24 protein-coding genes are annotated in these 19,683 nt (G+C 64.4%); 17 read left to right on the top strand and 7 right to left on the bottom strand.

What is annotated here, in order from left to right:
* Window positions 1-40 precede the first annotated feature (40 nt).
* Window positions 41-1,231, bottom strand: a complete 1,191-nt coding sequence (locus NKJ26_RS23355) for a TMEM43 family protein (protein ID WP_352697400.1) — start codon at window positions 1,229-1,231, stop codon at window positions 41-43.
* A 501-nt stretch (window positions 1,232-1,732) separates the two neighbouring features.
* Between NKJ26_RS23355 and NKJ26_RS23350 the strand changes: the two genes are divergently transcribed.
* Complete coding sequence (locus NKJ26_RS23350; RefSeq protein WP_352697399.1) at window positions 1,733-2,443, top strand: helix-turn-helix transcriptional regulator; 711 nt, start codon at window positions 1,733-1,735, stop codon at window positions 2,441-2,443.
* Window positions 2,440-3,210 (top strand): helix-turn-helix transcriptional regulator, encoded by a 771-nt coding sequence (locus tag NKJ26_RS23345; protein WP_352697397.1) that lies wholly within the window; start codon window positions 2,440-2,442, stop codon window positions 3,208-3,210. Before NKJ26_RS23350 ends, NKJ26_RS23345 begins: the two co-directional genes overlap by 4 nt.
* A gap of 22 nt (window positions 3,211-3,232) precedes the next feature.
* Here the strand turns inward: NKJ26_RS23345 and NKJ26_RS23340 are convergent, their stop codons facing one another.
* The 6 genes from NKJ26_RS23340 to motA are packed head-to-tail and all read right to left on the bottom strand — an operon-like array spanning window position 3,233 to window position 8,063.
* A complete protein-coding gene (locus NKJ26_RS23340) occupies window positions 3,233-3,667 on the bottom strand; it encodes a BspJ family T4SS effector nucleomodulin (RefSeq protein WP_352603217.1) in 435 nt (144 codons plus the stop codon).
* Complete coding sequence (gene flhB / locus NKJ26_RS23335; RefSeq protein WP_352603215.1) at window positions 3,664-4,746, bottom strand: flagellar biosynthesis protein FlhB; 1,083 nt, start codon at window positions 4,744-4,746, stop codon at window positions 3,664-3,666. Before flhB ends, NKJ26_RS23340 begins: the two co-directional genes overlap by 4 nt.
* A gap of 3 nt (window positions 4,747-4,749) precedes the next feature.
* On the bottom strand, window positions 4,750-5,760 hold the full coding sequence (locus tag NKJ26_RS23330) for a flagellar motor switch protein FliG (RefSeq protein WP_352697445.1): 1,011 nt from the start codon (window positions 5,758-5,760) through the stop codon (window positions 4,750-4,752).
* A 43-nt stretch (window positions 5,761-5,803) separates the two neighbouring features.
* Entirely contained in the window at window positions 5,804-6,190 is a 387-nt protein-coding gene (gene fliN / locus NKJ26_RS23325; RefSeq protein WP_352603213.1) for a flagellar motor switch protein FliN, read from the bottom strand.
* A gap of 17 nt (window positions 6,191-6,207) precedes the next feature.
* Complete coding sequence (locus tag NKJ26_RS23320; protein WP_352697443.1) at window positions 6,208-7,155, bottom strand: FliM/FliN family flagellar motor switch protein; 948 nt, start codon at window positions 7,153-7,155, stop codon at window positions 6,208-6,210.
* A gap of 32 nt (window positions 7,156-7,187) precedes the next feature.
* Window positions 7,188-8,063 (bottom strand): flagellar motor stator protein MotA, encoded by an 876-nt coding sequence (motA, locus tag NKJ26_RS23315; protein WP_352603211.1) that lies wholly within the window; start codon window positions 8,061-8,063, stop codon window positions 7,188-7,190.
* Window positions 8,064-8,211: 148 nt separating this feature from the next.
* Here motA and NKJ26_RS23310 point away from each other — a divergent pair, with 148 nt between their 5' ends.
* From NKJ26_RS23310 to NKJ26_RS23240, 15 genes are all read left to right on the top strand, one after another.
* The gene (locus NKJ26_RS23310; RefSeq protein WP_352697394.1) at window positions 8,212-9,333 is read left to right on the top strand and encodes a DUF1217 domain-containing protein; all 1,122 of its coding nucleotides are present in this window, start codon (window positions 8,212-8,214) and stop codon (window positions 9,331-9,333) included.
* A 2-nt stretch (window positions 9,334-9,335) separates the two neighbouring features.
* On the top strand, window positions 9,336-10,058 hold the full coding sequence (flgF, locus tag NKJ26_RS23305) for a flagellar basal-body rod protein FlgF (protein ID WP_352697392.1): 723 nt from the start codon (window positions 9,336-9,338) through the stop codon (window positions 10,056-10,058).
* Between the two features lies 1 nt (window position 10,059).
* Window positions 10,060-11,472, top strand: coding sequence for a flagellar protein export ATPase FliI (gene fliI, locus NKJ26_RS23300; protein WP_352697390.1), 1,413 nt, complete (start codon window positions 10,060-10,062; stop codon window positions 11,470-11,472).
* Complete coding sequence (locus NKJ26_RS23295) at window positions 11,453-12,133, top strand: hypothetical protein (protein ID WP_352697388.1); 681 nt, start codon at window positions 11,453-11,455, stop codon at window positions 12,131-12,133. The genes fliI and NKJ26_RS23295 overlap by 20 nt, the downstream gene beginning before the upstream one ends.
* Before the next feature lie 86 nt (window positions 12,134-12,219).
* Window positions 12,220-12,600 carry a flagellar basal body rod protein FlgB gene (gene flgB / locus NKJ26_RS23290; RefSeq protein WP_027024236.1) on the top strand — a complete coding sequence of 127 codons (381 nt, stop codon included), beginning with the start codon at window positions 12,220-12,222 and terminating at the stop codon, window positions 12,598-12,600.
* 2 nt (window positions 12,601-12,602) lie between these two features.
* A complete protein-coding gene (gene flgC / locus NKJ26_RS23285; protein ID WP_027024235.1) occupies window positions 12,603-13,019 on the top strand; it encodes a flagellar basal body rod protein FlgC in 417 nt (138 codons plus the stop codon).
* Window positions 13,016-13,339 (top strand): flagellar hook-basal body complex protein FliE, encoded by a 324-nt coding sequence (gene fliE, locus NKJ26_RS23280; protein WP_027024234.1) that lies wholly within the window; start codon window positions 13,016-13,018, stop codon window positions 13,337-13,339. Before flgC ends, fliE begins: the two co-directional genes overlap by 4 nt.
* An 11-nt stretch (window positions 13,340-13,350) precedes the next feature.
* Complete coding sequence (flgG, locus tag NKJ26_RS23275) at window positions 13,351-14,139, top strand: flagellar basal-body rod protein FlgG (protein WP_352603198.1); 789 nt, start codon at window positions 13,351-13,353, stop codon at window positions 14,137-14,139.
* A 6-nt stretch (window positions 14,140-14,145) separates the two neighbouring features.
* Window positions 14,146-14,670, top strand: a complete 525-nt coding sequence (flgA, locus tag NKJ26_RS23270) for a flagellar basal body P-ring formation chaperone FlgA (protein ID WP_502903180.1) — start codon at window positions 14,146-14,148, stop codon at window positions 14,668-14,670.
* Entirely contained in the window at window positions 14,667-15,908 is a 1,242-nt protein-coding gene (locus tag NKJ26_RS23265; protein ID WP_502903179.1) for a flagellar basal body P-ring protein FlgI, read from the top strand. The genes flgA and NKJ26_RS23265 overlap by 4 nt, the downstream gene beginning before the upstream one ends.
* Before the next feature lie 3 nt (window positions 15,909-15,911).
* Window positions 15,912-16,499 carry a MotE family protein gene (locus NKJ26_RS23260; RefSeq protein WP_352697383.1) on the top strand — a complete coding sequence of 196 codons (588 nt, stop codon included), beginning with the start codon at window positions 15,912-15,914 and terminating at the stop codon, window positions 16,497-16,499.
* Entirely contained in the window at window positions 16,496-17,200 is a 705-nt protein-coding gene (gene flgH / locus NKJ26_RS23255) for a flagellar basal body L-ring protein FlgH (RefSeq protein WP_352697381.1), read from the top strand. The genes NKJ26_RS23260 and flgH overlap by 4 nt, the downstream gene beginning before the upstream one ends.
* 20 nt (window positions 17,201-17,220) lie before the next feature.
* Window positions 17,221-17,712 (top strand): flagellar basal body-associated FliL family protein, encoded by a 492-nt coding sequence (locus NKJ26_RS23250; RefSeq protein ID WP_352697379.1) that lies wholly within the window; start codon window positions 17,221-17,223, stop codon window positions 17,710-17,712.
* Window positions 17,709-18,440, top strand: a complete 732-nt coding sequence (gene fliP / locus NKJ26_RS23245; RefSeq protein ID WP_352697378.1) for a flagellar type III secretion system pore protein FliP — start codon at window positions 17,709-17,711, stop codon at window positions 18,438-18,440. The genes NKJ26_RS23250 and fliP overlap by 4 nt, the downstream gene beginning before the upstream one ends.
* A gap of 254 nt (window positions 18,441-18,694) precedes the next feature.
* Window positions 18,695-19,681 carry a flagellin N-terminal helical domain-containing protein gene (locus NKJ26_RS23240; protein WP_352603186.1) on the top strand — a complete coding sequence of 329 codons (987 nt, stop codon included), beginning with the start codon at window positions 18,695-18,697 and terminating at the stop codon, window positions 19,679-19,681.
* Window positions 19,682-19,683 lie beyond the last annotated feature (2 nt).

The raw sequence follows: 19,683 nt of genomic DNA, 5'->3' as shown, positions 1-19,683 counted from the left end.
GGCATGAAGGAAAGGGCGGCATGGCCGCCCTTTTTTCAAGCTACGTCGCGGCGCCGGTGCTCGCGGCAATCGGCACTGCTGCCTTGCGTGAACGGCCGAGGTAATAGACGGCCGCCGCCGCGATCACGCCGGCTGCCAGGATGGCGATCGCCAGGACCGGCCGGTACCAGAACCAGGCGATCGCAATCGTCGTCGTGCCGACCAGGATCGACAGGAAGAAGGCGATGATGCCGGTGCCCATCCGCGCCATGCTGCCGAGGAACGGGATGAAGTCGAGGATCACGCCGATCGGGCTCAGGAGCAAGGCGAAGCCGATCGTCAGCAACAAAAGACCGGCAGCGCGCAGGAGCCAGGTGACCAGCGTGTTGGCGCTGACCGCCTCGGCGAACATCTTGCCGGCCGGCACCGAGCCGGTATCGACCATCAGCAAAGCGTCGCCCGCTTCCGTCTGGTAGGGCTCGAACCGGCTGCCGGCCTGGCGAGCCACGATGCTGATCACGCCAAGCGGCGCCAGTTCGTAGCCGATGCGGTAATCGCCCAGCGCCGGCGTCGTGGTGTCGGCGCCCAGATAGATCTTGCCGTCGACGACGCTGAGCGGTTTCGTCCCGGTATAGCCGGCCTTAATCGCCGCCGATTTGTCGGACGAAATGGAATAGTCCTTGTCGCCCTCGATGCGGTCGAGCATCGGTGTGTCGAGGTCGAAGGCGACGAGTTTGCCCTCGGGGACCTGGAAGGTCCGGCTGTGGATCGCCATCGGCGGATTCTGGTGACCGTCAGGCTTCTTGAACTCCGACGAGTCGATCGCGCTGTCGCCCCACACTTTCGAATAGCTGTAGGTGGTCACCGTCTCCTCGCCGCCGCCAAGCTTCTTGGTGGTTTCGGATTTGGACTCTTCCTTCCACTGGTACATTTCCGCCGCCCGCGACAGGCGCAGCCCTTGTGCCGCGATGCCGAAATCCGGGTCCGTCAGGCCGCTGTCGGCCGTCACCGGGCCGCTGACATGCACCAGCCTGCCGTCGTTGGCGGTATCGACGCTGTCGGCGCCGATCGAGACCACCGCGCCGGCGCCTTCGGCCAGCGAGCGCGCCGTCTGCACCGCGCGGCCCTCGTTCCAGAACAACCCGATCACCATCAGCACGATCAGAAGCAGCCCGAAGATGACGCCGCCAACCGCACGCTTGATCCGTCCGAACCACGAGACGGATGTAGTTTCCCGAAATGAATCGCTCATCGTTCCCCCGAAACCAACTTTGCCATGAGCCGCGAACTGCGGGCAACCAGATCGGTCCTGCCGCTCACGCGCTCGATTGCGAGAGGTGCCCACCCCATCAGCCGCTCACGAATCTATCGCAACAACAGGCCCGCCGATATGGCCGGCTTGCGCAATCCCGGGCATTTTCATGCCTCGAAGGTCGGAAAATCGGCCTCTGAGTCGCAGCCGGAGTCCACAGGATTCGATTTTGTCAAATCGCGTTTGATGTCAGATTCAACTGCGGCTAGATTAGGCCCGAATCAGCCGGTCCTCGGGGGGCGCGGCAACCACCAAAGTCTCACGTTCCGGAATTTTCCGGCGCCAGACGCGGACGGCTTCGCGTTCCCTGAATGGATTCCGTCTGGTCGGGCGCGGCCCCGCGCCGCGTGTGTGTCTTCGTCAAAGTAACGCGTTTTCGAGTTCGGCGGCTGGCGTCTCCAGCATCCGGACAGCAGAAACGATTCCGGCCAAAAGCAGCAGATGAGCAGTCCCGCCGCGCCTCTTCAATTCGACACTTTGAGCTCGCGCCTGACGTCGCGCGGCGACCTCACCGGCTTCTTCATGGAGTTGACGGCCGAGATCGGCGCCGACAGCTATATGCTGGTCGCGATCGTCCACGACCAGGACCGCAACGATGCGCGCATCGTCTCGTCGAACTGGATCTTCGATGCCATCGAGCTGATCGGAAAGCGGCTGATCGCCGGGCTCGCGCAAGGCGCGCTCACGGTCGCGCCCGGTATCCGCCCAAGACCGCTGGTGGCATCCCAGGCGCCCGAGGCGGACGGATTGGTCTCCGGCGAAGAGGCGCGCCTTCTCGACGTGCTCGGCCATGCCGAGATCTATTCGCTGAGGCTGAATGTCGGCCGCCAGCGCCTGTTCGCCTTGTTCTCGGCCGCAACGGCCGGTCAGATCGACCAGCCGGCGCTGATGAAGGCGCAGTTGAAGTGCTGCTATGCGCTGTCGCACATCCCGCAACTGATCGCCGCCGCCGCCATGCAGGATCCGTTGTCGGATCGCGAGCGCGAATGCCTGTTCTGGGTCTCCGAAGGCAAGACCACCGACGAGGTCGCCGTCATCCTTGGCGTGTCCTCCAACACGGTCAACAGCTACATCACCCACGCCATCCAGAAATTCGCGGCCAGCAACCGTGCGATGGCCATCGCCACGGCGATCAGGAGTGGCATCATTTGAGACACGCCGACATCAAGGACGCCGCCGAGGCCCTTTTCGACGACCAGCGCAGCCCGTTCGGCGCCTTCTCGCTCGGGTCCGAAACGCATCACGCCGTCACCATTCCCGATGCCGTGCGCCGCTGCCGCTGGATTGCCATCGACATCAATGCCTCGGCCTTCGGCATGTTCTTCGTCAGCCCGTCGCCGGAGCGGGCGCGGCTGGTCCCGTGCTTCGATTCCGACTATCCGAGCAACGCGGCGGCGACCAAGTTCATCGCCGGCGCCAATGGTGAAGAGATCGTGCGCCATACACGCATCTCGACCGGACCGCGCTGGTGGACGGATGACGGTGTCGCCGCCATGGCGCAGATGTTCGGCAATCTCGCCTGGAGCGAAGAGATGGCGCCGCTGGTGCCCGGCACCAGCGGCATCGCCTTTCCCGTCCATGCGGACCGAGGCCAGTGCGGCCTCGTGGTATTCCTTGGATCGGAGATCGCGTTGCCCCAGGATGCGCTCTACGAAATCCACGCCCGCTGCTTTTCGCTCTTCGCCGCCGTCGCGCGCATGCGCCCGAGCGACGCCGGCAAGATGCGCGCGATCTCCAAGCGCGAGCTCGAATGCCTGAAGCTGACCGCCAACGGCAACACCAGCGAGGAGATCGCGCGGCTGCTGAAGCTGTCGGTGCACACCGCCAACCAGTACCTCACCCAGTCGACCCAGAAGCTCAACGCCGTCAACCGCAACCAGGCGGTTGCCAAGGCGCTAAGGCTTGGATTGATCGAATGATGCTTGTCGCCGCAACGGCGCGTCAGAACGCCAGCGGCTCGACCTTGCGGATACGCGCCTGTTCGACCACCGCCTCGAGCAGGGCCGTATTGTGCTCGGGGTCCTCGCCAGGCTTCTCGAACGAGACGTAGTTGACCGCGACCGAAGCGCCGTTCTCGTTCAGCGTCAGCTGGAAATACACGGTCACCCCGGGCGGCCTGAGCTCCAGGTCGAGCACGATGCGCGGGCTTCCGCTCCAGTCGACGTGAGCCTCGCCGCCATGGCCGAGCCTGAGCGTGCCCGGCATGAAGAACAGCTCCGCCGCGGAATCGACCAGGTCCGACAGGCAGGCGAAATGCTCCAGCCGGATGAAGGCTATATAGTCTGCGACGTCGATCAGCCTCAGTTCGCCCACCACTTGCTCGATGGCGCTGGCGACGATGATCTCGCGGGATTTTGCGTGCGGTTGCCGGTTCATGAAATCTGTCTGCGCTCAGCCTTTTTCGAGTAGACGATCCGCACCAGTTCGGCGACGGCCTGGTAGAATTGCGACGGGATCACATTATCGACCGAAACTTGCTTGTACATGGAGCGGGCGAGCGCCACGTCCTCGAAGACCGGAATGTTGTGCTCCCTGGCGATCTCGCGAATCTTGAGCGCTACCAGATCCTGCCCCTTGGCCAGCACGAGCGGCGCCGAATCCTCGTCGCGCACATATTTCAGCGCGATCGAGAAGTGCGTCGGGTTGGCGATGATCAGCGTCGCGCGCGGCACCGCCGTCATCATCCGCTTGCGCGCCCGGTCGCGCGCCAGCGAGCGCAGCCGCGACTTGACGATCGGGTCGCCCTCGGACTGCTTGAACTCGTCCTTGACCTCCTGCTTGCTCATGCGCAGGTCCTGCTTCCAGTGGAAGCGCGACCAGACGATGTCGATCGCCGCGATCAGTCCCATGACGAAGACGATCGCCACCAGGATGTCGACGGCGATGCCGCGTATGACGAGGCCGAAGGCGACGGGATTGGTGATCATGCCGGCGAGCAGCTTGCGATGATCTTCCGACAGGGTGAAGACGAGCACGGCGGTGGCGAAGCCGACCTTGCCGAGCGACTTCAGGAACTCGACCCAGCCCTGGACGCCGAACATCCTGTTCCAGCCCTTGACGATAGAGATGCGCGAAAGCTGCGGCCTGATCCGCTCGCCGACGAATTGCGGCATGTTCTGGAGCACCGAGGCGCCGATGCCGGCAACCGTCAGCAGCACCAGCAGGCTTAGGACGGCGCGGCCCACTTCCAAAATGACGATCTTGTAGAGGGCGATGACGTCGGTCTCGGTGTCCATCGGCCAGGCTTCCGGCTTCTCCAGGAACATCGACAGGAACATGCCGAGGTCGACGACGGCATCCTTGGCGTAGAAGACGGTGAACACCAGTATGGCGACGAAGGATGCCAGGATCGCGGTTTCCCTCGAATGGGGCAGCTTGCCCTGTTCGACGGTGTCGCGGATCTTCTTTTCCGTCGCCTCTTCGGTTTTCGAGTCCTTGTCGACCGCTTCGGCCATGCCTTAGGCGGCGTTCTGGGTCGAGGGAAGTTCGAACGCGCCTTCGCGCGAGAGCCGGATCGTCGTCGTCACGATGGTCTTGCGCGCCGCCACGATGTCGGCGGCGGGAATCCCCTCGGAACCCTGTCCGAGTTCGGACTCGATCATGCGCCGGGAGCGCGCGCCGATCGCCGACAGCACCGATTCGGCGAGTGCGGCCGAGGTACCGCGCAGCGCCAGCGTGACCAGTTCGGTCGACAGCCCGTCGAACAGCAGCACGCGAGCCTTCTGGGCGAGCAGCGGCAGATCGTCGAAAGCGAACAGCCGCGCTCGCACGCCCTCGAGATCGGGCGTGCCGGCAGCTTCCAGATCCTGCATGACCTCATCGAGCTGCGGCTTGTCCAGCTCATTGAGCACGCTGGCGACGCGGGCCTGTCCGGCAGAGGTGTCCTTGGTCGAGGTTTCCGCCAGCACGCTGATGCGCAACCGGTTCTCGACGATCCTGGTGGCGGCGGCCGGGACGTTGGCCATGGTCACCATGCGTTTGATGATTTCACCGCGCATCGGCTTCGCCAGCGTCAAAAGCACGCCCGCCGCCGCCTGCGGCGCCAGTTTCGACAGGACCATGGCTGCCGTCTGCGGATGTTCGCCGGCGAGGAAAGCGCTAAGCCGCGCCGGTTCGAGCTTTTCCAGATCGGGCCAGATCGGCGGCGGCCCTTCCGGCGCCGCCTCCGGCTTCTTGTTGCCCATGATGGCGCTCATCTCTTCGGGCGAAAGCGATTCGTTGAGGATGGTGTCCATCCTGTCGGCGGAATCGAGCAGCCCCGCCCCCTCGGTGAATTCGGCCTCGAATTCGGCGACGATGCGTTCGAGATCGCTTTGCGGAATCGTCCTGAGCAGGCGGGCGCCTTCGATCAGCGCCTTCAGTTCTTCCTGCTTGAAGAATTTGAGCAGGCGGCTGGCCGACGGCTTGCCCATCGCCACGAGTATGGCGGCCGCCTTCTGCGCGCGCGTCAGGGTCGCCGGCGTCGTCATGCCTTTCGCCTCCGCTGCCATCGGCAAGCCCTCCGACCCATGTCTAGGCGCCCTTCGTGCCGGCGATGATTTCGGTCAGCCTGATGCCGAAGCGAGAGGGGTCGCTTTCGAGCACGGTGATCTCGCCGCGCGCGATCTTGCGGCCGTTGACCACCACGTCGACCGGCTCGCCGATACGGCGGTTGAGCGCCACCGTCGACCCCTTCTGCAGCGCCATCAGGTCGGACACCGGCATTTCGGTGCTGCCCAGGATGATCTGGACATCGACGGGGATGTTCATGATGACGCTCGAATTGGCCTCTGAAGCGGCCCTGAACGCCAAGTCGGGGCGCTGCTCCTCTTCATGCAGGACCCCGCGCAATTCCTCGATGGCGCGATCGAGCTGCTCGTCCGGCTGGTCGAGGTCTGGTTCTGCCTTGGTCTTGCCCATGCGTCGTCTCCAAAAGCTCAGGCGCGTCCGGCACCAGCCGGCATGAGCCCGTCGATAAAGTCCTTCCCGGCATCGAACGGATGCTTGATTCGGACGGTGTAATTCTGTCCCAGCTTGCCGAACTCGCATACGAACAGCGTCTTGCCGCGCGCGCTGAGGCGCACCCGCGATTGCGCCGTCTCGTCGAGATCGATGACCTGGCCCACTTCCAGATTGGCGAGATCGCCGAGCGTCAGCCGCGCCAGCGGCATGGTGGCCTCGAGCGCCACGGTCGAGCGCATCACCTCTTCCGAAAAGCGTGCGCGCCAGCTGGTCCCGTGATCGTCCTCGCCGATACTGGCGGTGCCGCCGCGGCTGGCCAGCACGACACGCTGCGGAATCGTCACCGTGATGGTGCCGCTATCGGCCGGCGTCGAGATACTGAGCACGATGCGGACCGCCGCGCCGTCGCGCAGCACGTGGCGCCTGGCCTCGGTGCCCGACATGGCCCGCGGTGCGGGCAGGCGCAGGTCGAGCGAGCGCCGGCCAGATCCGTTCAGCGCCTGCGCCACCTCCTGGAATACCATGGTCGAGACATCAGCCTCGATCTGCGACAGGTCGCGCTCGATCGGCGACGCCGGCACATCCGGGTCGCCGCCGAACAGCGTCGAGACCATAATGGCGATCGCCTGGGCATCGATCACCAGCGTCATCGCGTCGGAAGATGCGGGCGAGCCGACGACGGTCATGGCGAAATTGTCGCCGGCGCGCGAACGCGCCTCGGGGACGCGGCCGATCTCGACGGCCCTGAGGTCGACGATCACCGGAACGCCAAGCTCGCCCGCCAGACCTTTCTGCAGCACTGGCACGGCGCGTTCGGCCATGGCGCGGCCGGCGTCGATGACCTGATCGGCCTCGCCGCTGTCGCCGACCAGGCGCTCGATGATCAGCGAGCGCGCTTGCGCGGGATTGCCCGGACTGGTCATGACAATTCCGGCACCGGTCTGTCGCGCATCGCTCAAGCCGCCTTCTTCTCGGCGCTGCCGGTGTTCATCGTGCTCTGCTCGACGGCGTCGATGGTCGGGCGCTCATAGGACGAGATGGTCTTGCGGCCGAACTCGATCGCCACCTGCGGCAGCGCACCGTTCATGTAGGCGAGCAGCGTCTGCTTGACGATTATGTAGAGGCGGTTCTTCTTCTCGCGCACTGTCTTGACCTTGGTGGCGACAGGCCCGACCACCGCGTAGGACAGGAAGATGCCGAGGAAGGTGCCGACCAGGGCCGCGCCGATCAGGCCGCCGAGGATTTCCGGCGACTGGTCCAGCGCGCCCATCGCCTTGACGACGCCGAGCACTGCGGCGACGATGCCGAGCGCCGGCAGGCCGTCGCCGACCGCGACCAGCGCGTGATAGGCCTTCATCTTGTCGGATTTGATGGTCTGGATTTCCTCGTCCATCAGCGCCTCGATCTCATGCGAGCGGGCATTGCCGATGATGATGATGCGGCAGTAGTCGCAAATGAAATGCGTCAGGTCGTGGTTCTTGAGTACGGTCGGAAAGGCCTGGAAGATGGCCGACTCCTCGGGATTGTCGATATGCGCCTCGACCTCGCTGCGCGACTTCGAGCGCAGTTCGCGCATCAGGCTGTGCAGCACGCCGAGCGTTTCCAGATAATCCTGCTCCTTCGGCACCGCCTGCTTGAAGGCTTCCAGAATGCCCTTGCCGGTATCCTTGACCGTCTTCATCGGATTGGCGACCAAGAAGGTGCCCAGTGCTGCGCCGCAGATGACCACGGCTTCCCAGGGCTGCACCAGCACATGCAGATGGCCGCCCATGGCCATGAAGCCGCCCAGGACGCAGCCGAGCGTCACCACCAGTCCAATCAGAATGCCCACGACAGGTCCTTCCGCATTTCACATCAGAAGCAAGGGATAGTCCCCGTGCCTTGTGTGAGGCTTGAATCGGAGCCGCCGTAGACGATTCAGTTTCGCGCAAGGAAGTGGGGTTATCGTACTGGCAAAGCTTCGGCCGGAGGCACATCCTTTGCTCAGTACCTATACCAGCTATCAGCTGATTGCCAAAGACATCGGCAAGTCGATCGACCGCATCGAGCAGCAGCCGACGGTCGATCGCGATACCCAATATTACCTAGCCAACATCACCAAGGTGAAATCGATCGACGATTTCGTCAAGAATGACCGGCTGTTCAAATATGCCATGAAAGCCTACGGGCTGGAGAACATGGACTACGCCAAGGCCTTCATGGTCAAGGCGCTCAAGGAAGGCGTCTCCAATCCCAACAGCTTCGCCAACAAGCTGACCGACAAGCGTTACGCCGAGTTCGTCAGCGCCTTCAACTTCGCAGCCAACGGCGCCGACGCGACCATCTACAACAAGGCGCAGCAGCTGGTCACGAAGAACTACGCCACGCAGGCCGAAATCGCCGGACTTGATCCGAACTCGAGCTATGTCAAGGCCGAGACGACCTACTACCTCGCCAACATCACCAAGGTTAAGTCGGTCGACGAACTGATGTCGAACAACCGGCTCTACACCTATGCGCTTGCCGCGTTCGGTCTCGATTCGGCGACCGAGAACAAGGATCTCATAAAGCAGGTCCTGCAAGGCGGCGTGCGCGACCCCGACAGCATCGCCAACAAGCAGACGAACCCGGCCTATGCCGGTCTTGCCTCGGCCCTCAATTTCGAGGCTTACGGCGCGACCGCCACCACCATCAATTCCGCACAGCAGCCGACGGTCGACAAGTACATGCGGCAGACGCTGGAGGAGGATGCCGGCGAAACCAACGAGGGCGTACGGCTGGCGCTTTATTTCGACCGCAAGGCGCCTGATATCACCAGCTGGTACGATGTGCTGGCCGATACGGCACTTGCCAGCGTGGTGCGCACCGCGCTCGGCCTGCCCGATTCCTTCGCCACCGCCGACATCGATAAACAGGCGCAGCTGTTCGAGCAGAAGCTCGACATCGCGGATTTCTCCGACCCCGAAAAGCTCGGCAAGTTCCTGACCCGCTTCACCTCGATGTACGAGATCAATCACCCGACCTCGACGGCCGTGACGTCGATCAGCGTGCTCTTCGCCAAGCCGGTCACGGCGGGCATCTCCACCGACCTTATGATGGCCATGCAGAAATTGAAGTTCTGATCATGCGGGACAGTCTCTACGTTGCCCTTTCCGCGCAGATCGCGCTCGAGCGCCGGCTCGACACGATCGCCGACAATGTCGCCAACGCCTCGACCGTCGGCTTTCGCGCCACCGGCGTGAAGTTCGAGGACGTTGTGTCGGGTGTCGGCCAGAAATCGGTGTCCTTCGCCTCGCCGGGCAAGACCTATCTTTCCGGCGCGCACGGTGCCTTGACCGAGACTGGCAATCCGTTCGACTTCGCGATCCAGGGCGATGCCTGGTTCGCTATCGATACGCCGGTCGGCACCGTGATGACCCGCGACGGCCGCTTTTCGATGAACGAGAATGGCGAGTTGATGTCGGTCGAGGGTCATCCGGTGCTCGACGCCGGGGGCGCGCCGATCCAGCTCGACCCCCGCAATGGTCCACCCAAGGCCGGGGCCGACGGATCGCTGCGCCAGAACGAGCAGCTCGTCGGTTCGATCGGGATCTACAATTTCGACCCGGGCGAGAATTTCGTGCGCTACGGCAATTCCGGCATCGTGCCTGCGCGCACGCCCGAGCCGGTCACCGACCGGTCCGACGTCGGCGTCGCTCAGGGTTTCGTCGAGGAGTCCAACGTCAATCCGGTGCTGGAGATGACGCGGCTGATCATGGTCCAGCGCGCCTTCGAGAACACCGCCGCCCTGATGCGGCAGACCGATTCCTCCACCGACGAGGCGATCAAGACGCTCGGCTCGAAGTAGCATGCCGCTCCAGCCATCCTTACGCGCACCCGAAAGACAGCTCCAGCCCGCGCCGGAGGACCGGCTTGCCGCGCTTGAACGGATATTGCGGCGCTTCGGCAACGCCGACGCGTTGGTCAAGCGCGGCGGCCTCGTCTCCGAAGTAACGCCCACCCACTACAAGGTGCGCGGCCTTTCCGACTTCGCCAGATTGGGCGACATCGTCGAGCAGCGCGGCCAGGCCGGCGCGCGCCGCGGCGAGATCGTCAAGATCAGCCGCGACGAGGTCGTCGTGGCGCCGTTCGAACGCAGCGCCGACGCCGGTATAGGCGACGCCGTGTTCCGCCGGGGTCCGCTCGCGGTGGCGCCGCACGCCTCGTGGCGCGGCCGCACCATCGACGCGCTCACCCGGGTGATCGACGGCGGCTCGCCGTTGACCAGGGGTGGCGACATGCCGGGCGGTGCCACGACGCCCGGCGCCATGGCCCGGCAGCGCGTTGGCACGGCGTTCATGACCGGCGTCAAGGTCATCGACATTTTCACGCCGCTGTGCCTGGGCCAGCGCCTCGGCGTCTTTGCGGGTTCTGGTGTCGGCAAGTCGACGCTGCTGGCCATGCTCGCCGGCGCCGACGCGTTCGACACCGTCGTCGTGGCGCTGATCGGCGAACGCGGCCGCGAGGTCCGCGAATTCCTCGAGGACACCATCGGCGACAGCATGGCCAAGACCGTCGCCGTCGTGGCCACCAGCGACGAGAGCGCCATGATGCGCCGACGCGCGCCGGACACCGCCATGCGCGTCGCCGAGCATTTTCGCGACCAGGGCCACCGTGTGCTCCTGGTGCTGGATTCGATCACCCGCTTCGCACACGCGCTGCGCGAGGTTGCGACCGGAACCGGCGAGCCGCCGGTCGCCCGCGGTTATCCAGCCTCGGTTTTCACCGAGCTGCCGAAGCTGCTCGAGCGCGCCGGACCGGGCGCGGAAGGACCCGGGATTGAAGGCAGGGGATCGATCACCGCCATCATCTCCGTGCTCGTCGATGGCGACGACCACAACGATCCGATCGCCGATTCCGTGCGCGGCATCCTCGACGGCCATGTCGTGCTCGACCGTATGATCGCCGAACAGGGCCGCTATCCGCCGGTCAATCCGCTGTCGTCGATCTCGCGCCTGGCCGGCAAGGCCTGGAGCGTCGAACAGCGCGCGCTGGTGACGCGGCTGAAGTCCATGATCTCACGCTTCGAGGATACCCGCGACATCCGCCTGCTTGGCGCTTATCAGGGCGGTGTCGATGCCGAGCTCGACATTGCCGTGCGCCAGGTGCCGCTGATCTACGAGGCGCTGGCGCAATCGCCGAAGGACCGCCCGTCGGCCGATCCGTTCTCGGATCTCGCCCGCTATCTCAAGGGAAAGCAAAATGCCGAACCAGGGGACTGAACTCCAGCAGACCGAGCGCATCCTGCGCGAGATGATCGCCGAGGCAAAGGCCGAAGAAGAGATCGAGGTCAGCCGCAACTCGGCCATCGACGGGCTGTTTTCGCCAGGAAAACGGCAGGCGCCTTCAAGGCACGAATGGCCGCAGCCGCCAAGGCCGCAGTTTCCCAAATTGGGCAAGAAGGCGGACCGGCGCGGCGACCTCGTCATCGCCGCGCTCGGCGTTACGCTGGGCCTGACCTGTGCCTTGTTTCCCTGGTACATCTTCTTCAACCAGGAACAGTTCGGCGTTCAGGCGATCAAGTTCGGCGGCACCGGCAGCAATTCGGGACGCGAGGGAGGCGGCGTGATGGCCGAACGCAGCGCGCCGCTGACGGTGAGGGACGTACCCAACGCCAGCGTCGACCTGTTTGCCACCGGAACGTTGCAGGACGATGTCAATCCGATACCGCCCGGCGAGCAGCCCTTCCCGGCCGACGTGGCAAAATTCCGCATGGTTCATGTCGCCAACGGCCGCGCCATGATCGAGGACGATTCCGGCCTGTGGATCGTCCAGCGCGGCTCCACGCTGCCGGATTCCAGCACAGTGTCGTCGATCGAGCAGCGCAACGGCAAATGGGTCATGCTCACCAGCGCCGACCAGGTGATCGAGCTTTCCAGGTAAGTCAGTCGCGGCTCTGCCTTGCGGCCGTCCGCAAGGTCCGCGCAAGACTGGCGGCCTAGTCTTTGGGCACATGCCCGGAGATTCCCATGGAGCCCGTTTCCCTTTTCGATCTCGCCGCCAAGCAAGCGCAGTGGTTGGCCGTTCGCCAGTCGGCGGTCGCCGGCAACATCGCCAACGCCAATACGCCGGGCTACACGGCAAACGATGTCGAGCCGTTCGAGAAGGTGCTCGACCGCGCCGCGGTATCGCTGCAGACGACGCAGGCCGGCCATCTCGGCAACGCGGCGACCAATGCCGGCTTCGCGATCAAGCCGCAGGAAGACGACGGCGTCGTCATGCCGTCCAAGAATTCGGTGGTGCTGGAAGACCAACTGCTCAAGGCCGGTGAGGTGCGCCGCTCCTTCGAGCTCAACACGGCGATCGTCAAAGCGTTTCATTCGATGATGATGATGGCGGTGAAGAGCTGATCATGGACGCACTGACCGCAGCCCTGAAAGTCGCAGCTTCCGGCCTCGGCGCTCAATCGGAGCGCCTGCGCGTGGTTTCGGAAAACCTCGCCAATGCCCAGTCGACCGGCACCACGCCCGGCGCCGACCCATATCGCCGCAAGACCATCAGCTTCGTTTCCGAGCTCGACCGGACCTCCGGCAGCTCGACGGTTGAAGTGAACTCGATCGATCGCGATCCCAGTGACTTCCCCGTCGAGTTCCAGCCCGGCAACGAGGCCGCCGACGACAAGGGCTACGTCAAGATGCCCAACGTCAACGTGCTGATCGAAATGGCCGACATGACCGAGGCCAACCGCTCCTACGAGGCCAACCTGCAAGTCGTGAAGCAGGCGCGCGACCTCATTTCAATGACCATCGACCTGATGAGGAACCAATGATCGTGAACGGCATCGGCGCGCTCAACCTCAAGCCTGGGCTGGGCGACACGGCGACCGACCTGCTTCAGGGCGGCGTTGCACCCACGACATCAGGCAATCTCGGCACGTCCTTTGCCGAAGCGCTGAGCCAGGCGGCCTCCAAGACGGTCAGCACTTTGCAGAATGCCGAGCAGGTGTCGCTCCAGGCGCTCAAGGGCGACGCCGACACCCGCCAGGTCGTCGATGCCGTGATGAGCGCGCAGCAGGCGCTTCAGACCGCCGTCGCCATCCGCGACAAGGTCGTCTCGGCCTATCTCGAAGTCAGTCGCATGGGCATCTGAGGAGCCAGGTCATGAAAGCACTCGCCATCGCCGCCACCGGCATGAATGCCCAGCAGACCAATCTGGAAGTCATCGCCAACAATATCGCCAACATCAACACCACCGGTTACAAGCGCGCGCGCGCCGAATTCTCCGACCTGCTTTACCAGGTCGACCGCACGCAAGGCGTGCCCAACCGCTCCAATGCCTCGCTGGTGCCGGAAGGCGTTTCCATCGGCCTCGGCGTCAAGACGACCGCCGTGCGCAACGTCCACACCCAGGGCGAGCTGACCAGCACCGGCAACAGTTTCGACATGGCGCTTACCGGCAGGGGCTGGTTCCAGATCGAGGGCGGGGACGGCGGTACGCTCTATACCCGCGCCGGTGCCTTCAACACCAATGCGACCGGCCAGTTGGTGACCGTGGACGGCGCCAATGTCATTCCGGCCATTAGCGTGCCTGTCGACGCCGTCGAGGTCATCGTCAACAAGACCGGCCAGGTGTTTGCCCGTATCGACGGCCAGACCGATTTGCAGAATCTCGGCCAGCTCCAGATCGTCAACTTCGCCAACGAGGCGGGCCTCGCGCCGCTCGGCGACAATCTGTTCCAGGAAACGACGGCGTCCGGCCCGGCCAATGCCGGCGTGCCCGGAGATCCCGGCTTCGCCACCATCCAGCAAGGCTATCTCGAGGCTTCCAATGTCGACCCGGTCAAGGAAATCACCGAACTGATCTCGGCGCAGCGCGCCTATGAGATGAATTCCAAGGTCATCCAGGCCGCCGACGACATGGCCTCGGTCGTTTCCAAGAACATCAGGTAACGGATGATGGCGATGCCGGTCTCCTGCTCCGCTTTGCGTCGCACCGCGCTTGTCCTGGCGCTGGTGGCCGGCGGCATGCCGGCTTTCGCTCAGGAGACGGCAAACCAATCGGCCACCCGGATCGCCAGCAATCAAGCTGCCGGCGAGGTCGTGCTGATCCCAAACCGGGTCATCTATCCGGGCGAGACCATCGAGCTCGCCGCCTTGAAACAGGTGACCCTGGTCCCGGGCAAGCACAAGCCGGACGCTGTCGCGACACGCGCCGAGGAGCTGCAGGGCAAGGTCGCCAAGCGCACGCTGCTGCCCGGCCGCTACATCCCCGCCACCGCCCTCCGCGAGGCTTGGCTGGTCGAACAGGGCGCCGCCGTGCAGGTCTTCTTCATCGCTGGCGGACTGACGATATCAGCCACCGCCGTGACGTTGCAGCCGGGTTCGGCCGGTGATCTGGTCAAGGTCCGCAACGTCGACAGCGGCAAAATTCTCTCCGGCACTGTGATGGCCGACGGAACCATCCGGGTCGGCACTTCATGATGCGCGCGCTTGCCCTTTTGCTCGCGGCCGCGCTCGGCCTGCAGCCGGCGCTCGCCGACGGCCTCACGCCGAAGGCCAAGCGCGAGCTTGCGGCCAGGAATGGTGGCGCCTTCGTCGATCCGGAATATGATCCGGCCACCACCACCCGCATGTTCCGCGTCTCGCCCGGGCCAAGCACGCTGCCGCCGGGCCAGGTCGCTTCTCGCATCAAGGACATCGCCCAACTGCAAAGCTCGCGCGACAACCAGCTCGTCGGCTACGGTCTGGTCATCGGGCTCGCCGGATCGGGCGACAGCCTGCGCAATTCCCCCTTCACCGAGCAGTCGATCCGCGCCATGCTCGAAAATCTCGGCATCGCCACCGAAGGCGGCAGCGCGCGCGCCAAGAACGTCGCCGCCGTCATCGTCACCGCCAACATGCCGCCCTATGTGCAGTCGGGCGCCCGCATCGACATCGACGTGTCGTCGATGGGAGACGCCACCTCGCTTGCCGGCGGCACGCTGATCATGACGCCGTTGAAGGCGGCCGATGGCGAGATCTATGCCGTCGGCCAAGGCTCGGTCATCGTTTCCGGCTTCACCGCCAAGGGGCAGGCCGAGCAGCTGACGCAAGGCGTGCCGACCGCCGGCCGCGTGCCGAACGGCGCTATCGTCGAGCGGCAGGTGAAGGCCGAGTTCGATGACCAGGCGATCCTGACGCTGCAACTGCGCAATCCCGATTTCTCGACCGCCATCCGCATCGCCGACGCGATCAACGGCTATACCAGCCAGCGCTTCGGCGCACGCGTTGCGGCCGAGCGCGATTCTCGCACCGTGCAGATCAGGCGACCTAAGGGCGTCTCGGCGGCGCGTTTCTACGCCGAGATCGAGAATCTGGTGGTCGAGTCCGACACGCCGGCCCGCGTCGTCATCGACGAGCGCACCGGCACCATCGTCATCGGCAACGACGTCAAGATCTCGCGCGTCGCCATCAGCCACGGCACGCTGACCGTGCGCATCACGGAAGCGCCGCGCATCGTGCAACCCGAACCCTTCTCCAAGGGCGAAACCGCCGTCGAGCCGTTCACCGCCATCGACGCCAGCCGGCCCGACGCGCGCGTCGCCGTGCTTGACGGACCCGATCTGCAAACCCTCGTCTCCGGCCTCAATCGCCTTGGCGTCAAGCCGGACGGCATCATTGCCATCCTGCAAGGCATCAAGTCGGCCGGCGCCCTGCAAGCCGATCTGGTTCTCCAATAGGCGATGCCGATGATCCCTTTTCTCTCAGCCGATGAAGGACGCCGCACCAGGACTATCCTGCTTGTGGCCGCCGCTCTCACGGCCGTGTCCTTCTCCGGCAACGGCGCATCTGGCGAGGAGGCCGTTCGCCAGCTTCTGCCCGGGGCGCCACCCGCACCGGCGCCACAGCAGTTGGCCAGGGAAAAGCTGCCCGACGAAAGCGAAATCCAGCGCTTCTGTTCCAACATCGCCGATGCCGCCCGCGACCGCCGCTATGTCTTGCAGGCGGACGAACTGAAACAGCTCCAGGCGGGGATCGACCAGCGCATGAAGGCGCTGGACGAAAAAAAAGCTGAATACGAGACCTGGCTGAAGCGTCGCGAGGTCTTCCTGGCCCGGGCCGAGGACAGCGTCGTCAAGATCTATGCCGGCATGAAGCCCGATGCGGCCGCGGAGCGACTGGCGATCGTCAACGCCGATCTGGCCGCCGCCATCCTGATGAAGCTCGATTCACGAAAGGCCGGCGTCATCCTCAACGAAATGGACCAGAAGGCGGCGGCGACGCTCACCGGCATCATGGCCAGCGCGGCCCGAAGGGTAGATCCGTCATGATCCGCAGAATACTCATCCTGTGCGCGGTGGCGGCACTGTCCGGCTGCGGAACCAACCTCAAGGAGATCGGCAGGGAACCGGCGTTGTCGCCGGTCGGTTCCGGCATCGGCAACGACGGAGCTGCGCCCTATAGCTATCCCGAGCCGCCTGCGGCGCCGGTCAAGAAATTCTCGTTGTGGGACGATCGCCAGAGCCGGCTGTTCACCGACCCCAGGGCGTTGCGCGAAGGCGACATTCTCACCGTTAGGATCAAGCTCAACGACAAGGCCAACTTCAAGAACCAGAACGACCGGAGCCGCACCGCCGCGCGCAAGCTGGGTTACGATGTCACGCTCGGATGGGAGGGCAACAGCACGAGCGGCAAGGGCGACGCCGGCCTGAGCTCCAGCACCGAAACCAACGCGGACGGCGAGATCAAGCGCTCGGAGAACCTGGAGCTCAACGTCGCCGCCGTCGTCACCGAGGTCCTGCCCAATGGCAATTTGATGATCAGGGGCTCACAGGAAGTGCGCGTCAATTATGAGCTCAGGGTCCTCACCATCGCCGGCATGGTGCGCCCGTCGGATATCGGCGCGGAGAACACCATCTCCTATGAACGCATCGCCGAGGCGCGCATCTCCTATGGCGGCCGCGGCCGCGTCAGCGAGATCCAGCAGCCGGCCTACGGCCAGCAGGTCCTCGACCAGGTTCTTCCGTTCTAGGCATTGGAGACCGCAGCACCATGGCCAATGTCGAACAGGTTCCGTCTCGCAAGGGTCCTTCCCTTGCCGTCCAGGGCGCCATGCTGCTGGTGGTGACGGCGGCCGCCATCGGCATGGGCTGGATGTCCGGAGGCTATCTCAAGGGCGTCGGCGGACCGGTGCCGGTGCCGGCCGCGCCGGAGAACGAGGGCAAGGTCGCCCAGCCCGACGCATCGGAACCAAGCGCGGGACCCACGCTCGTCGCGCTGGCGCCGATCACCACCAACATCGCCTCGCCGGCGGAAACCTGGATCAGGATGGAGGTGTCCGTGGTCTATGACGCGCCTCAGCCGCCGGCGATGGCCGATGTCATCCATCAGGACCTGCTGGCCTTCGTGCGCACCTTGAAGATGCACCAGATCGAAGGCGCCAGCGGCTACCAGCACCTGAAGGCGGATCTCGAGGAACGCGCCTCGATCCGCAGCCAGGGGCACGCCAAACAAGTACTCATAAGGACATTGCTGGTCGAATGAGGAAGTTCCTTCTCGCCGCCGCGCTGATCGGCGCCGCCACCTCCGTCGCGGCGGCCCAGCAGCTGGATCTCGGCGGCATCGGCAAGGCCGACGGCGCCACTGTCGGCTACATCATCCAGATGTTCGGCCTGCTGACCGTGCTGTCGGTGGCACCGGGGCTGCTGATCATGGTGACGAGCTTCACCCGTTTCGTCATCGCCTTCTCGATCCTGCGCGCCGGCATCGGCCTGCAGTCGACGCCGGCAAACCTCATTCTCATTTCGCTGTCGCTGTTCATGACCTTCTATGTCATGGCGCCGACCTTCGACCAGGCCTGGAACACCGGCGTCAAGCCGCTGATGGACAACCAGATCAGCCAGACCGAGGCCTTCGACAAGATCTCGGATCCGTTCCGCACCTTCATGCTGCACAACGTGCGCGACAAGGACTTCGATCTATTCGCCGACCTTGCTCGCGAGCGCGGCCAGGCCGTTTCGCGTGAGACCGTCGACCTGCGCATCCTGGTGCCTGCCTTCATGATCTCGGAGATCCGTCGCGGCTTCGAGATCGGCTTCCTGATCGTGCTGCCTTTCCTGGTCATCGACCTGATCGTCGCCACCATCACCATGGCGATGGGCATGATGATGCTGCCGCCGACCGTGGTGTCGCTGCCGTTCAAGATCCTGTTCTTCGTCCTGATCGATGGTTGGAATCTGCTCGTCGGCAGCCTGGTGCGTTCCTTCCACTAATCGTCTCTGCGTCTCGCCGTCACGGCCAAAGAAGGCGCCCTCTGCCGGATCGGCCGGCGCGAGGCGCCGTCGAATTTCCCGAAGATTATTTTCGATTAACCGTCCGGTTTAGCCCTTTGGTAGGGACTTGCCGCCATAGTCGCTCGCAGATGGCGGGTGATCGATTTCAACGGTCATGGGCATGATGCCGCTCCGTCATACCGGACAATCCGGTATGTCAAAAAAACACCTGTAAAAACAAGGTACGAGTAGCCATGGCCAGTATCATGACCAATGCCTCGGCGCTGACCGCGCTGCAGAGCTTGAACGCCACAAACAAGAACCTCGAAGCCACCCAGTCCCGCATCTCGACGGGCTATCGCGTCTCCCAGGCTTCGGACAACGCCGCCTACTGGTCGATCGCCACCACGATGCGTTCCGACAATGCGGCTATGTCCACCGTTTCGGACGCGCTCGGCCTCGGCGCCTCGAAGGTCGACACCGCCTACACCGGTATCAGCAGCGCGATCACCACCATCAACCAGATCCAGCAGAAGCTGACCGCATCCTACGGCCAGACGGACGCATCCAAGGAAAAGACCCAGACCGAAATCAAGGCTCTTCAGGACCAGTTGAAGGCCTATGCCGACGGCGCCACCTTCTCCGGCACCAACATGCTCTCGGTGTCCACGGCCACGGGCACCACCGCCGACGTCAAGATCGTTTCGGCCTTCAACCGCAGTGCCGCCGGCGCGGTTTCGATCTCGACGATCGACGTCAACGTCGAAAGCATCAAGCTCTATGACTCCGGCGCTGCTCCGACCGCGAAGGGTATCCTCGACACGGCCCGCCTCGGCACCACCGGCGCCGCGGTCACCACGGCATCGAACCCGACCCTGGGCGCTGCCGCAGCGGCCACCGACACCTATTCGGTCTCCTCGCTGACCATCTTCTCGGGCACAACGGCCGCGAGCGACAGCCAGATCCAGCAGATGATGAACGTCGTCGACGCCGCGCTCAAGGGCATGACGACCTCCGCCACCAAGCTCGGTGCGGCCAAGAGCTCGATCGACCTGCAGAAGACCTTCACGCAGAGCCTGATGGACTCCATCGATCGCGGTGTCGGCCAGCTCGTCGATGCCGACATGAACAAGGAATCGACCCGCCTCCAGGCCCTGCAGGTCCAGCAGCAGCTCGGCATCCAGGCGCTGTCGATCGCCAACGGTTCGTCGCAGTCGATCCTGTCGCTCTTCCGCGGCTGATC

Origin of the sequence: Mesorhizobium sp. M0152 (genome assembly GCF_040322415.1) — a bacterium.
In the GTDB taxonomy this organism is placed as follows: domain Bacteria; phylum Pseudomonadota; class Alphaproteobacteria; order Rhizobiales; family Rhizobiaceae; genus Mesorhizobium.
This window is presented reverse-complemented; position numbering and strand designations above follow the sequence as displayed.